Origin of the sequence: Nocardia sp. NPDC050710 (assembly GCF_040654375.1) — a bacterium.
Lineage (GTDB): Bacteria > Actinomycetota > Actinomycetes > Mycobacteriales > Mycobacteriaceae > Nocardia.
Map to the genome: position 1 here is coordinate 96488 of NZ_JBFAHV010000025.1, position 13946 is coordinate 110433.

A 13946-nucleotide genomic window follows, 5' to 3' on the forward strand; every position below is an offset into this window, starting at 1 on the left:
GGACTTCAAACCATGGCTTACTCGACAGAACTCGACATCCGGGTGACCGATACCTCCCTGCGCGATGGCTCGCACCACAAGCGTCACCAGTTCACCGGTGACGATGTGCGCAATATCGTCGCCGCGCTCGATGGTGCGGGCGTGCCGGTCATCGAGGTGACCCACGGCGACGGACTGGGCGGCTCCTCCTTCAACTACGGCTTCTCGAAGACCCCCGAGCAGGAGCTGGTCAAAATCGCCGCGGAGACGGCGAAGCAGGCCAAGATCGCGGTGCTCATGCTCCCCGGTGTCGGCGTCAAGGAAGACATCAAGGTCGCCCAGGACAACGGCGCCTCGATCTGCCGCATCGCGACCCACTGCACCGAGGCCGACGTCTCGATCCAGCACTTCGGCCTGGCCCGCGAGCTCGGGCTGGAGACCGTCGGCTTCCTGATGATGTCGCACACCCAGCCGCCGGAGGCGCTGGCCAAACAGGCCCGCATCATGGCCGACGCGGGCTGCCAATGCGTCTACGTGGTGGACTCGGCGGGCGCCCTGGTGCTCGAACAGGTTTCCGATCGCGTCGCGGCCCTGGTCGCCGAACTCGGTGATGACGCCCAGGTCGGTTTCCACGGCCACGAGAATCTGGATCTGGCCGTGGCCAATTCGGTGTACGCGGTGCGTGCGGGCGCCGAGCAGATCGACGGCAGTGCCCGGCGATTCGGCGCCGGCGCGGGCAACACCCCCGTCGAGGCCTTCGTCGGCGTCTGCGACAAGCTCGGCGTCAAAACCGGCATCGACTTCTTCGCGATCGCCGACGCCGCCGAGGACGTGGTCCGCCCCGTCATGCCGCAGGAATGCCTGCTGGACCGCCAGGCCCTGATGATGGGCTACGCGGGCGTCTACTCCAGCTTCCTCAAGCACGCCGAACGCCAGGCCGAACGTTACGGCGTCTCCGCCGCCGAAATGCTCGTCCGCGCGGGCAAGCGCAAACTCGTCGGCGGCCAGGAAGACCAGCTCATCGACATCGCCCTGGAACTCCAGCGCGAACAGTCCCCCGTCACCGCCTGACGGGAACGCACCACATGGGCCGCGACCGGAACCTCTGGTCGCGGCCTTTGCGGCATTCCGACCATCATCGAAAGGCCGCCAAAGGCATGCCCATCGCTTATGGACGCCACCACTCGACATCGTCGTCACCAAGCCGATCCTCGGTGCCGAAGAACTCGTCGGCTTCCTGGCGCATGCGGGCGTAGTCGTCTCGTGGCGCTACGACGGATTCCTCAGCGATCGGCGGCTTATCGGCATGTCCGACCAGCCGGTCGCTGCTCATCTCGACCACGGCGCACGCGGCCAACAGCTCCACGATGTCATCGAGATGATCGGCGAAGAGCGCGACCAGTGCGGAGTTCGTGATATTGCCGGTGGCCACGATCAGGACGGTTCGCGGACAGTTGTGGAGAACATGGCTGACCCAGAAATCGCGGTCCTTGGTAATGACCACGCGCCCGTCGTGGTCGGCGCGCGCCGCGATCTGATGATCCGGTGTGCGATTCCCCAGGGATAGCTCCGACGTATGCACTGCGTCGTGACCGGAGGACGCCAGGAACGCGGCAAGCCGACGAGGTAGTTGCGCGTCTACAAGGAACTTCACGCGGCGTTGAACGGGATAGTGGTCCGTTGCGCGGTCACCACGGCAGCGTACTCGAGCGCCGCCAGGATGTCCTCGTGTTCGAGGTCTGGATAGTCGTCCAGGAGATCGGTGGCGGTCATGCCGGAAGCGAGCAGCTCGAGCAACATTTCGACGGGGTACCGCAGACCCCGCACCACGGGCTTACCGTGGCAGATTTCGGGATTCGTTGTGATGCGGTCGAGCAGCGACATGGTCCTACTGTATCCCCGCACTGAATCCGCCAGGGGCCTTCGCCGAAGAACTCGTCTGCTTCCTGCGCCTCGTGAAGCGCACGGTTCAACCAGCGCGTCCGCGACATGTTCGTATTCCGGCGCGGCTGGCGGACCCCGCTGCGGAGTTCGTGGCGGGGTGACTGTTGGCCGGTTCGCCCTCGGCAGTTCAATTTGCCGGGTCGCGGGGGACGGGGGGATCGGGTATGCCGGAGCTGTGAAGATTCGGGTTCTGCGGCGTGGGTTGTCGTGGGATATTCGGACGGTGGCGGTGAAGCGTGATCTGTCCGCACTGTAACCAGAACCTGCTGCGCCGGGAGCGGGGTGATCGGCGGTGCTCGAAATGCAAGCGGGTATTCGCGCTCGAGCCGAAGGAGAGTCCGCTCGGGTTGCACGATATTCGGATGCGCAAGCTGGGCGAACGGCTCGGTGACGGGCGGAATCTGGTCTATACGCTGCCGCAGCTCTGGTATGCGGCGTCGCGTGCGAAGATGCCGGATTTGGCGAAGCGGTTCAACGGGTGGCGGATCGGGGTGTATATCCCGCTCGTCGCCGTCACGTTCTTCGCGATGGTGAGCGGCGCTTTCAACCGATTCGTCGTGCTCGGTACCGGCATAGTGGCGCTGGTCGTCGCCGATCTCGCCTTGCGGGCCGTCCGGCCGCGGTTCCTGCGCACATCGCCGGTGCGCATGCCGGTGCCGTACGACCGCTTCCGCAAGGAGGTGGTCGGGCGGTGGTCGCAGGTATACGGTGGGCCGCCGCCCGGCGCGGTGGACGAGGGCGCCGCGCTGCCTCCCGCGCCGCAGCGGCCCCGGTTCGCGGTATTGTGCCCGGATCGCGGCGTGCTCACCTGCCTTGCGGCCAATAATGTTTCGCACACCTGGGGGATGGTGCTGGCGGATCGGATCGATCGGTTGCCGCCGGAGCTTCCGGTGCTGGTGCTGCACGATGCGAGTCTGCCCGGTGTCCTGTTCGCGAGCCGGGCCCGCGAAGCGCTCGGATCCAGGGCCGTTCAGGTCGGATTGGCTCCGCGTGCGCTGCTGGGGAAGGAGAAGCCGCTGCGGTTGCGCGACGGTCATCCGGAGCCCTCGGAAGTGGCGCGCTTGCATCGGGAACCGCTGTCGGAGGCGGAGATCGTGTGGTTGGCCGAGGGGTGGTGGTCGCCACTGGCGGCGGTACCGCCCGCGAAATTGCTTGCGGCGCTCGGCAGTGCCGTGCACCGCGTCGAGGAGGCGGGCGACCCGGATCGGCGTCGTGCCCGCGCGGTAGGTTTCCTGACGTGGCCGACCGGGTGAGAGAGCGGATACTCGGCCGGGCGCTGCGGGTGGCGATCGTGCGAGCGGGCGCACCCAGCGGATTACGTTTCACCGAACGCCAGCTCTATTACGAAGTGTGCCGGGCACTGTCGCCGCTGCCGCGCGGGGTGCGGCATCCGGCGTTCACGCTCCCCGCACCGGTCCGGTATCCGGATTTCCAGGCCGCGCTGCGCCGCCACGGTGAGGTGCCGGGCCTGCTGACGCCCGCCCCCGCCCGTCCCCGCACCGCCGGGCGGCACACCCCCGAACCGGACCTGTTCGATTACGGCCTGCCGCGGCTGCTCGTCTGCGAGTCGGACGCGATCGCACAGATGTTGCGCGCCAACGGCGTTCCGATGGAATCGGCCTGCCCGGTACTCGGCGCGTCCGAACTGCCGCTGGATCCGCGGGTCGCGGATATGATGGCCTGCGTCGAGCGCGCCAGCGTCTACCTGCTGCACGACGCGAGCCCGCGGGGTCTCGCCTTCCCCGCGCGTCTGGCCGAACTCACCGATATCCCCGAGGGCGTGCGTGTGGTCCCGCTCGGATTGCGACCACGCCAGGCCGGTGCTCTACACCTGACCCACCGCCGCGGTTCGCCCGAGTCTGCACTCATACCCGACGGCGTGCGCACGGTACCGCTGGAATCGCGGCCGCATGAGATGGGCGCGAACCTGGCCCACCGCAATGGGACTGCGAACCCCGAACTCGCCGATATCCCCAAGTGGGGGTTCGATGAGTCGTTGGGGTCGCGGCTGCGCGAGGTCGACCCGCACTCGACCCACCGCGATGCCCTGGAGTCCGAACTCACCGATACCCCCGGGCGGAGCCCCGAGGTGCCGCCGCCGGGGTTGTGGCCGCACGAGGTGGGCGCGCACCTGACCCACCGCAACGATCCAACGTCCGCTCCGGAGTCCGAACTCACCGACATTACCGAGCCGGCGCAGCTGGAATCGCGGCGGCGTGCGATGGATGCGCTACCCGCGAATCAAACGCTCACCCTGGAGTGCGCGGTCGATCCGTGGGAGCGCGCCTGGCTGCACCGCGGCCGATTCGTCGAAGTGGACGCGGTGCGCCCGGCCTCGCTGCTACGCACCGTGCATCGTCTCGTGCGCGAGGTGCGTTCGCCCCCGAGCACTCTGGCACAGCTGCGCAGCGCCCGGACCGCGGGCTTCCTGACCTGGCCCACCGTATGAAAGGGACAGCGCATGCCGGTGCAACGGCAGATCACCTATACCGATGAATTGCTCGCCGACGGCACCGCGCACCGGCGTTACTCCGATGGCCGCCAGGAGTGGCGGGTGCGCGGGCCGGGCGTGGTGACCTGGCGCGATGACCGCGGCAACGCCGGCACCGACGAACCGCTCGGCCCAAAGCTGGTGAAACGCGTCTACCGCAATGGATCCGTGGTCTACGGGCGCGAGGCGGGTTACGGCCGCACCCTGTGGGGCGACGGCCTGCTCACCGTCAACCGGTCCTCATTCGGCGGCCGCCTCGGCGTCATCTTGGCGGGTGTGGCGGGCGGCGCGCTGCTCGGTGGTCTGGTCATGCCCCCGGACGCGCTCACCGCGGCCGAGGAGGAGGAACTCCGGCGGCAGTCGGCCGCGCAGTCGACCGGCTCCGATAGCGGCGGCTCCGAATATGGTTCCTGGGATGACGATTCCGGTGACGACGGCGGCGATTTCGGCTAGGGGCAGTGATGTCGCACTGGTGTGCCTTTTCGACTACTGACGATCCGTCGGGTCAAGTCCGGGCCGTTGGCGGCAGTCCGGTGTCGGGGACCGGGCGGTACGCGTTGGGCCTGCTCGACGGTCGCACCGTCGCGTCCGGTCCGGTCCGGGGTAACGGGCGCTATGCACACGGGCCGCTCGACGGTCTCACTGTCGTATCCGGCCAGGCCCGGGCCATCAGCCGTGACTCCGTACCGACGACGGGGCGCTCCGCGCGGGGGCTGTTCGACGGCCCCGCGGCCGGTCACTTCACCGCCGGTGAGCTGACCGCCGTCGGTATGGTCACGCTGTTCAACGCCGCTGAGCTGCGCGCCCGCCTCGGTGCGACCGTGCCGCGCGACTGTGCCGATGGAGAACTCCTGCTGCACAGCTACCTACGTTTCGGTATCGATGGGATCGCGCGCGCGGACGGCATGTTCGCCCTCGCCATCGCCGACGGCGCCGACCTGGTGCTGATTCGCGACCACGTCGGCACCCGCACCCTCTTCTACGCTAGGGCGGGCACGGCATGGGGAGCGTCGAATTCGCTACGGGCACTCCAGCGCTGGCCCGCCCTGCGGACCGGACTGCATCTGCCCGCCGTGCGATCGTTCCTCACCTTCGCCTACCTGCCGGGTCGGGAAACCCTGCTGCGCGACGTGTACGAGGTGCTGCCCGGCCGTTGCCTGCGTCTGCACGCCGATGGATCCTCGACCGAGCAAATCTATTGGGAGCCGATCGAAATCGAGGACGATCGCCCCGCCGCCGAGCACGCGCGGGCACTGCGTGCTCTGCTGGAGGACGCCACCGCCCGCAGACTCCCGGTCGGCGACCCGGTCGGGGTGCTGCTGTCCGGCGGTATCGATAGCAGTCTGGTCACCGCGCTCGCCGCGAAGCGTCACGACCAGGCGGTGCGCTCGTACTCGATCGGTTTCACCGGAACCACGCCGAACGAACTCGCCTATTCGGGTCTCGTTGCCGCGCACTGCCATACCGAGCACCGCGTGCTCACCGTGCCCGCCGAGACCGTCGCGGCGCGTTTGGCGGAGACCGTCGCGCTGCTGGACTGCCCGGTCGGCGATCCGCTGACCGTGCCGAATCTGCTGCTCGCCGAGGCGGCCGCCGCGGACGGTGTCCGGGTGGTGCTCAATGGCGAGGGCGGCGATCCGGTCTTCGGTGGTCCCAAGAATCTGCCGATGCTCATCTTCGAATTGGCCCGCGACGATCCGGATCCGGACGCCAGGGCACTGGCCTACCTGGACAGTTATCGCAAGTGCTACGGCGACCTGCCGGTCCTGCTCAGTCCCGATGTGCGCACCGCGCTGACCGGCGCGCCGCCGCTGACCGAGCTCGTCGCGCCCTGTCTGCGTCCGGGCCGAATGACGAGCCTGCTCAATCAATTACTGCATACGAACCTGCGCACCAAGGGCGCGCATCACATTCTCACCAAGGTCGAACGACTCACCACGGCAAGCGGATTGGAAGGACGAGCGCCGCTGTTCGATCGCGCCGTCATCGATTACGCCTTCCGGATACCGCCACGGTGGAAACTCGCGGGCACCAGCGAGAAGTGGATTCTCAAAGAGGCGGTGCGCGATCTGCTTCCGGCGACCATCGTGGATCGCCCGAAGAGCGGTATGCGGGTTCCGGTGCAGCAGTGGCTCTCCGGACCGCTGCGCGATCTCGGCCACGACCTGCTGCTCGGCCGCTCGGCTCGAGCCCGTGGCCTGTTCCGCGAGGACACCATCCGATCCTGGCTGCGCGGCGACGGCGCGCTGCTGCCGCGCCAGGGCGGCAAGTTGTGGCTGGTGCTGTCACTGGAGCTGTGGCTGCGCGCCTTCGAAGTGGGCCCATGATCCGCCAGCCCTGTTCTTGCCGACGTACCCGAGGAGTTCCACCGCATGTCCGATCCCCGAATCAAGTACACCGCGGACGATGAGAACGAGATCCACGATGTCGCCGCATTCGCGGATGCGGGCCGCAATACCGTGACCCCGGTGGCGCGATTCCCGGCGGAGGTGGCGCTGGTCGTCGTCGGGGCCTTCGCCGAGATTGTCCGGAATGCGAAGATCAGCCGGGCCGCCACCACCCCCGACGCCGACGGCATCGTCCGTTCGCAGACATTCGAGGAGGGCGATGTGTACATGATCGAGAAGCCCTTCGACGGCTTCTTCGCCGATCGCTACCTGATGGATTTCTACAATGTCGAAGAGCGCGGCATCTGCTCGCGCATGCATCTGCACACCGGTCTGCGCTTCGTACGCATGATGACCGGCCCGGATACCCGCATCCGGGTGGGCAGCCTGTCACCGTTCGAGGTGACCCACGTCGAGGGCGTGACCCCGTTCCGTCCCGAGCGGTTCTCCGACGAACTACCCGACACACCCCCTGGCGTGCGGCGCACCCGGTACAACCTGATCGTGCCGCCCTGCTCATTCGTCGATATGCAGATCCCGCGCGGCGTCAGCCACCAGTTCAATGCGATCGGCGAGCACGCGGTGATCGATTCGGTACATCCCGAGGAATCGATCGAGGTCTTCCGCGAGCGCATGTCCGGGTTCAAGATGATGGCCCAAACCGTATTCCTGGCAGCGGAATTGCCGGAGGCCGAGACCTGTGCGGACCTGCCGCGCTGACCGCGGCCGACCGGATCGGCCGAGATCAGGGCGTTTCGGTGGACCGACCGGGCTCCTATACTGACAAGGGCACAGCTGGTCGGGCGCCGCGAGACTATCCGCGTCCGGCGCACAATGGATAACCCCATGGTGGTCGCTTACGAGTCGGGACGAGCGGCCGACGCCCCTCTCGGAGGGAGAGCAGCATGACCGATCCGACTCATTGGAAAATCTGTCTGACCTGCCGTGAGTACCCGGATCCCGTGCTGGCGGCGTTCCTGGTTCCGGATCCGCTCGTGCGCGGGGGTTGCATCCTGCACCTGCTCGAGCAGACGCCGCTGAGTGCGGGGTCGACCACCCCGAGGCCCGATTTGACGGAGCTGATCCAGACCCAGGTCGAACCGCACAGTTCGGTGCGTCCGGAATTCCGGGCCTTCACCACCCGGCTCCCGGACTACCGGCGCACCCGCGCGATTCTGCACGACCACTTCATCGCCGATCCGGCCCCGATCGGCCTCGATACCGCGGACCCCGACGATATGGCGCGCCTATCCCTGCTCCCCGAGCACCCGATCGACCCGCGCAGGGTCGACGATTTCCAGGATTACGCGGTCCGCCACGCCATGCTGGCCATCTACCGTCACTTCGAGGTAGATCAGCGCATCCCCCTCCTGTACCACGGCTACGCCGACCCCACGGACGGCTGGTTCGCACTGCGCGCCTCGTCCGCCTGAGCGCCGTACGGTCGGCGTCATCGGTACGATCCGCACCGATTCCGTTGTGGCCGCGCCGGATTGTGGATAGCGCGCGCCGGAGTGGAACGGCGCCGCCGCCATCGGCGCGGCGGACCGCGAGATGACCGTCCGGGCACGGCTCATCGTCGCGGGCCTGGCGCGTAAGCCGTAGCGAGCGCTACAGCCAGGTATCGAGGGTGGTGGTGGTGAGGAAGTGGTCGAGGTCGGCGCGCCAGGGGGCCGGGGTGGTCTTCTCCGGTTCGATGGCGGTGTACTGGCCTCGGTAGAACAACAGGGGCCTGCCGGAGTCCGTGGACTCCGACAGGGCCTGCACGCGGCCGATCACGATGTAGTGATCGCCGCCGTCGACGACGCTGTCCACTGTGCACTGGATCGTGGCCAGGGCGTCGTCCAGGAGCGGTAGCTCCAGCTCTGAGGTGCGCCAGGGGATTCCGGCGAATTTGTCGGGTTCGCGGGAACCGAATGTGGCACAGGTCGCCCGCTGTTCCTCGGCGAGTACGTTGACGCAGAACCGGCCCGCCCGTTCGATCGCCGCCCAGGACCGCGAGGTCTTGGTCGGGCAGAACAGGATCAGGGGTGGTTCGAGGGATAGGGCGGCGAACGACTGACAGGCGAACCCGATCGGGGCCGCATCGCCATCGAATGTGGTGATCACAGTGATGCCGGTGCAGAACTGGCCGAGCACATTCCGAAATCGACGCGGATCGATCACCGGCGCCGCCGTCGAATCCACAGCGTGTTCGCCGTCCGGCCCAGCGGGCTCCCGGCCGTTTGTACTCATTGCGGTCGCTGGCCCACCGTGAAGTCGTGACCCCACAGGCTCACGGCGGTGGATTCCCTGGCGATCCACGAATGATCGTCGACTTCCAGTCCCTCGCAGCCGAATTCGACGTCGAAGCCGCCCGGTGTCTTCATGTAGAAGGACAGCATCTTGTCGTTGACGTGGCGGCCGAGGGTGGCCGACATCGGCACCTTCTTGCGCAGCGCGCGATCCAGTGCCAGGCCGACGTCGTCGGCTTTGTCCACTTCCAGCATCAGATGCACGATGCCACTCGGTGTGGGCATCGGCAAGAAGGCCAGCGAGTGGTGGCGCGGGTTGCAGCCGAAGAAGCGCAGCCAGGCCGGTTCGCCGTCGGCGGGCCGCCCGACCATCTGCGGTGGCAGCCGCATCGAGTCGCGCAGCCGGAAGCCGAGCACGTCGCGGTAGAAGGTCAGCGCCGCGGCATCGTCGGAGGTGCTGAGCACCACGTGGCCCAGACCCTGCTCTTCGGTGACGAACCGGTGCCCGTACGGGGTGACCAGTCGCCGCGCCTCCAGCGCCACACCGTGGAACGCTTCCAGCGTATTGCCGGAGGGGTCCTCGAACCGGATCAGCTCGTCGACCCGGCGATCCTGTTTCTCCGCCTTGGTGCCCTCCTTGTAGGGCACGCCCGCCGCGTCCAGTCGGTTCCGGATGTCCTGTAGCTCACCGGCATTGGCGGTCTCCCAGCCGGAGGCCTGTAGCCGGTCCTTCTCGCCGGGCACGATCACGAGCCGGGCCGGGAATTCGTCCATTCTCAGGTACAGCGACTCCGGGTCGCCGCCCTTGCCCTCGACCATGCCGAGCACCTTGAGCCCGTACTCGCGCCAGGCCGCCATATCGGTGGCCTCGATGCGCAGATACCCCAGTGATCGAATGCCCATTACCCCTCCTGTGTTCTGCGGGACACCCGCACCCGGTCGGTCTCGATGAGCGCTGCGCGTTGGTAGCTCATCATCCCTCCTTGCCGCGCGAACCGGCGAGGAAATCGGTTGCCAGCCGGTTGAATTCGTCGAATTTCTCCAGCTGCGCCCAGTGCCCGCAACCGCCGAACACGTGCAGCTGTACCCGTGGAATCATTTTGGTGGCCATGATGGCGCCGTCGATCGGATTCACCCGATCCTCGCGGCCCCAGATCAGCAGCACCGGCTGACGCAACTTGTAGGCCTCGCGCCAGAGCATGCCCTGCTCGAAATCGGGTCCGGAGAAGGACTTACCCATGGCCCGGGTCGCGGCCAGCGATTCCGGCCTGCTCGCCGAGGCGAACCGTTCGTCGATGAGTTCCTCGGTGATCAGCGACTGGTCGAAGACCATGATCCGCAGGAACGCCTCGAGATTCGCCCGGGTCGGTTCGTAGTTGAACTTCGCCAGGTTCTTCACACCCTCGGTCGGATCCGGCGCGAAGACATTGACGCTCAGCCCGCCCGGACCCATCAGCACCAGCTTGCCCGCGCGGTCCGGGTAGTCGAGCGCGAACCGGACCGCGGCCCCACCGCCGAGCGAATTACCCAGCAGGTGAACGCGATCGGTGATCTGCAGGTGATCGAGCAGATCCTTCAGCGCCGAGGCGCTGTGCACGAAATACTGCGGGTGGTCGACCGGCTTGTCCGACAGTCCGAATCCCGGCTGATCCACCGCGAGCACATGGAAATTCTGCGCCAGCACCGGGATATTGCGGGCGAAGTTGGACCAGGACGAGGCTCCGGGCCCGCCGCCGTGCAGCAGCACGATCGTCGGGCCGTTTCCGACACCCGCCTCGTGGTAGTGCAGTTGCAGATCGGGCCGCACCTGGGCGTACCGGGAAGTGGATTCGTAGGTGAGTTCCACCGTCGAAGTCACGGAAGGTCCTCCTAGACCATGGTGTCGGTGATCGGCAGGCCGAATTCGCCCGAGCCGAAGACGGTGTAGGCGCGTTCGGGATCGTTCGCCGCGTGCACCCGGCCCGCGTGCGCGTCACGCCAGAACCGTTGCAGCGGAGTGCCGTTGGCCAGCGCGGTGGCGCCGGAGCTCTCGAACAGCTTGTCGATGGAGGCGATGGCCCGTCCGGTGGCGCGCACCTGATCGCGCCGCGCCCGCAGTCGCAGCTCGAACGGAACCTCTTCGCCCGCGACCAGATGCGCGTACTCCTCGGCCACATTGCCGGAGAGTTGACGCCAGGCGGCGTCGATATCGCTGGCGGCCTCCGCGATCCGCACCTTGGCGAACGGATCGTCCTTGGCCTTCTCACCCGCGTACGCGGCGCGTACGCGCTTGCCCTGGTGTTCCACATGCGCCGCGTAGGCCCCGTACGCCATGCCGACGATCGGGGTGGAGATGGTGGTGGGATGGATGGTGCCCCACGGCATCTTGTACACCGGGTCGGTGTTCTGCTCCAGGCCGGGCGACTTCAGTTCGCTCATCGTCCGGAAGCTCAGGAACCGGTGCCGCGGCACGAAAACATCTTCCACCACAACGGTATTGGAGCCGGTGCCGCGCAGGCCGACCACATTCCACACATCGTCGATGCGGTACTCGGTGCGGGGGATGAGGAAGCTGCCGAAGTCGACCGGCCGGCCGTCCTTGATCACCGGGCCGCCGACGACCACCCAATCCGCGTGGTCGGATCCCGAGGACCAGGCCCACGCGCCCTTCACTATGTAGCCGCCCTCGACCACGGTGCCCGCACCCATCGGCGCGTACGACGAGGAGATGCGAACCTCGGTGTCCTCGCCCCAGACTTCCTGCTGGGCTTCCTGCGTGAACAGCGCCAGATGCCAGTTGTGCACGCCGATGATGCCCGCGACCCAGCCGGTGGAACCGCATGCGCTGGCGATCTTGCGGACGGTGTCGTAGAAGACGACCGGATCGGCCGCGTAGCCGCCCCACTGCTTGGGCTGGAGCAGCCGGAAGAATCCGGTCTCCTGCAGTGCCTTCACGGTCTCGTCGGGGAGGCGCCGCAGGTCTTCGGCCTCCTGCGCGCGCTCGCGCAGCGTCGGCAACAGCGCTTCGACCCGTTCGGTCACTTCTTGCGTCATCTCGGGACCTGCTCCTGCCTGGTCGGATTGGTAACCGGTACTCATTTGCCTCTGAGACTAGAACAGGTTCTTATTTCTGTCGAGAACGGGTGTTCATCGCTGGCCCGACGTGGACATGTGCTGGAAGTAGGCCGAATCGCTGGCTTCTAACGCGACATTTTTGTAACGTGTTCTAGTACAGAAGGAGGAGGAATCGCGATGGCAGTTACCCCACAGGGGAGCGGTGCGAGGGAAAGGGGGATGGCAGCCGGCGGAGCCGGCGGGGCGGGTAGGGTCAGGGAGCTCGATGTCGGCTCCGCACCCACCCGGTATGCGCGGGGATGGCATTGCGTCGGCCTGGCCAAGACGTTCCGGGACGGCAAGCCGCATGCGGTGAACGTCTTCGGCACCAAGCTCGTCATCTGGGCCGACAGCAACGGTGAACTGCGCGTGCTCGACGCCTACTGCAGGCATATGGGTGGCGATCTCAGCATGGGTGAGGTCAAGGGCGACGACATCGCCTGCCCATTCCATGACTGGCGCTGGTCCGGCACGAACGGCAAATGTTCGGCGATTCCCTACGCGCGGCGGGTGCCGCCGCTGGCGCGCACCCGCAAGTGGACCACGCTGGAGCGCAACGGACAGCTGTTCGTCTGGCACGATCACGAGGGCAATCCGCCACCGCCGGAAGTCACCATCCCGCATATCAAGGGCCCCTATACCGATGCCGAGGGCAACCCGACCGAACAGCTCGACAGCGGGTGGACCGACTGGACCTGGAACTCGATGTTGATCGAGGGCGCCAACTGCCGCGAGATCATCGACAACGTGGTCGACATGGCGCACTTCTTCTACATCCACTTCGCATTCCCGACGTACTTCAAGAACGTCTTCGAAGGTCATATCGCCACCCAGTTCCTGGAGACCAAGGGCCGCCCGGATATCGGCATGGCCTCCAAGTACGGCGGTGACACGCTGCTGAAGTCGGAGGCGTCCTATTTCGGGCCCTCCTACATGATCAACCCGCTGATCAATATCTACAGCGGATACGAGGTCAAAAGCGTCCTGATCAACTGCCACTACCCGGTGACGCAGGATTCGTTCGTACTCCAATGGGGCATCACGCTGGAGAAGCCGCAGGGCGTCGACGGCGAGATGGCGGACAAGCTGGCCGCGAAGATGACCGAGGGCATCAGTGTCGGCTTCCTGCAGGATGTCGAGATCTGGAAGCACAAGTCCAAGGTCGAGAACCCGCTGCTCTGCGAGGAGGACGGCCCGGTCTATCAGCTGCGTCGCTGGTACGACCAGTTCTACGTGGACGCGGCCGATGTCACCGAGAAGATGACGCAACGCTTCGAATTCGAGGTGGACACCACCAAGGCGAATGAGGCGTGGGAGGCCGAGGTCGCGGAGAATCTGCGGCGCAAGGCCGAAGACGACGCGGCCGAGGCCAAGCAAGCGGAGGCGGGTGTCTGATGGCCGCGACCTGGGCTAAAGCACCCGACTTCGCCGACCAGCCCGCTCGGCGGGCCGCGGTGCGGGCCCAGACGGTGGTCGACAAACAGCGCTATTTGGAGGACGGCCTGACCCCGCTGCGGTGTCAGGCCTGCCACAGCGAAGTCCTGGTGCGCAAAAGCAGTTCGCATCAGACCTCGGTGCAGTGGAAGGACAATCCGGCCGCCCACTGCCCGGTCTTCGCCAAGCTCAGCGCCGACGGCAATGCCCCCGGCCGCCCGGACACCTGCCCGCACCTCGAGAAGACGATCAAGTGGGCCGTGGACGAGGGCGTCATCGAAATCGTCGACTAGACGAGTGATTCCTAACGTCAGTGGTCGTAGGCGGTTAGTGATCGGCTTGTTGGGGCGCTGATGGCGTGGTTGTGCCAGATCGCGGCGGCCA

Annotated in this window: 15 protein-coding genes; 9 read left to right on the top strand and 6 right to left on the bottom strand. The window is 66.7% G+C overall.

Annotated features, from left to right (window positions below; translation table 11 throughout):
* Positions 1–12: 12 nt before the first annotated feature.
* Complete coding sequence (gene dmpG / locus AB0H61_RS32150) at positions 13–1050, top strand: 4-hydroxy-2-oxovalerate aldolase (RefSeq protein ID WP_357311494.1); 1038 nt, start codon at positions 13–15, stop codon at positions 1048–1050.
* 97 nt (positions 1051–1147) lie between these two features.
* Here dmpG and AB0H61_RS32155 read toward each other — a convergent pair whose 3' ends face one another.
* Together AB0H61_RS32155 and AB0H61_RS32160 are read right to left on the bottom strand one after the other, a co-directional pair.
* Complete coding sequence (locus tag AB0H61_RS32155) at positions 1148–1633, bottom strand: DUF5615 family PIN-like protein (RefSeq protein ID WP_357311495.1); 486 nt, start codon at positions 1631–1633, stop codon at positions 1148–1150.
* Positions 1630–1863 (bottom strand): DUF433 domain-containing protein, encoded by a 234-nt coding sequence (locus AB0H61_RS32160; protein WP_357311496.1) that lies wholly within the window; start codon positions 1861–1863, stop codon positions 1630–1632. The genes AB0H61_RS32155 and AB0H61_RS32160 overlap by 4 nt, the downstream gene beginning before the upstream one ends.
* Positions 1864–2285: 422 nt before the next feature.
* On the opposite strand from AB0H61_RS32160, the gene AB0H61_RS32165 reads away from it, so the two are divergent.
* The 6 genes from AB0H61_RS32165 to AB0H61_RS32190 all read left to right on the top strand — a co-directional run bounded on the left by AB0H61_RS32165 (position 2286) and on the right by AB0H61_RS32190 (position 8234).
* Entirely contained in the window at positions 2286–3176 is an 891-nt protein-coding gene (locus tag AB0H61_RS32165) for a hypothetical protein (RefSeq protein ID WP_357311497.1), read from the top strand.
* The gene (locus AB0H61_RS32170; protein WP_357311498.1) at positions 3161–4372 is read left to right on the top strand and encodes a hypothetical protein; all 1212 of its coding nucleotides are present in this window, start codon (positions 3161–3163) and stop codon (positions 4370–4372) included. The genes AB0H61_RS32165 and AB0H61_RS32170 overlap by 16 nt, the downstream gene beginning before the upstream one ends.
* Positions 4373–4384: 12 nt before the next feature.
* Positions 4385–4867, top strand: a complete 483-nt coding sequence (locus AB0H61_RS32175) for a hypothetical protein (RefSeq protein ID WP_357311499.1) — start codon at positions 4385–4387, stop codon at positions 4865–4867.
* Between the two features lie 80 nt (positions 4868–4947).
* Complete coding sequence (locus AB0H61_RS32180) at positions 4948–6741, top strand: asparagine synthase-related protein (RefSeq protein WP_357311500.1); 1794 nt, start codon at positions 4948–4950, stop codon at positions 6739–6741.
* Between the two features lie 45 nt (positions 6742–6786).
* Positions 6787–7521 (top strand): hypothetical protein, encoded by a 735-nt coding sequence (locus tag AB0H61_RS32185; protein ID WP_357311501.1) that lies wholly within the window; start codon positions 6787–6789, stop codon positions 7519–7521.
* Between the two features lie 185 nt (positions 7522–7706).
* Positions 7707–8234, top strand: a complete 528-nt coding sequence (locus tag AB0H61_RS32190) for a hypothetical protein (RefSeq protein ID WP_357311502.1) — start codon at positions 7707–7709, stop codon at positions 8232–8234.
* A gap of 178 nt (positions 8235–8412) precedes the next feature.
* On the opposite strand, the gene hsaB is transcribed toward AB0H61_RS32190, so the two are convergent.
* The 4 genes from hsaB to hsaA form a co-directional block, all read right to left on the bottom strand.
* Complete coding sequence (gene hsaB, locus AB0H61_RS32195; RefSeq protein ID WP_357311503.1) at positions 8413–9036, bottom strand: 3-hydroxy-9,10-secoandrosta-1,3,5(10)-triene-9,17-dione monooxygenase reductase subunit; 624 nt, start codon at positions 9034–9036, stop codon at positions 8413–8415.
* On the bottom strand, positions 9033–9938 hold the full coding sequence (gene hsaC / locus AB0H61_RS32200; protein ID WP_357311504.1) for an iron-dependent extradiol dioxygenase HsaC: 906 nt from the start codon (positions 9936–9938) through the stop codon (positions 9033–9035). The genes hsaB and hsaC overlap by 4 nt, the downstream gene beginning before the upstream one ends.
* A gap of 70 nt (positions 9939–10008) precedes the next feature.
* Positions 10009–10893: a 4,5:9,10-diseco-3-hydroxy-5,9,17-trioxoandrosta-1(10),2-diene-4-oate hydrolase gene (hsaD, locus tag AB0H61_RS32205; protein WP_357311505.1), complete on the bottom strand. Its 885-nt coding sequence runs from the start codon at positions 10891–10893 to the stop codon at positions 10009–10011.
* Between the two features lie 11 nt (positions 10894–10904).
* Positions 10905–12068, bottom strand: a complete 1164-nt coding sequence (hsaA, locus tag AB0H61_RS32210) for a 3-hydroxy-9,10-secoandrosta-1,3,5(10)-triene-9,17-dione monooxygenase oxygenase subunit (RefSeq protein ID WP_357311506.1) — start codon at positions 12066–12068, stop codon at positions 10905–10907.
* A gap of 240 nt (positions 12069–12308) precedes the next feature.
* Between hsaA and AB0H61_RS32215 the strand changes: the two genes are divergently transcribed.
* Both AB0H61_RS32215 and AB0H61_RS32220 read left to right on the top strand, forming a co-directional pair.
* Positions 12309–13523, top strand: a complete 1215-nt coding sequence (locus AB0H61_RS32215) for a Rieske 2Fe-2S domain-containing protein (protein ID WP_357311507.1) — start codon at positions 12309–12311, stop codon at positions 13521–13523.
* On the top strand, positions 13523–13855 hold the full coding sequence (locus tag AB0H61_RS32220; protein ID WP_357311508.1) for a hypothetical protein: 333 nt from the start codon (positions 13523–13525) through the stop codon (positions 13853–13855). The genes AB0H61_RS32215 and AB0H61_RS32220 overlap by 1 nt, the downstream gene beginning before the upstream one ends.
* Positions 13856–13946: the final 91 nt, after the last annotated feature.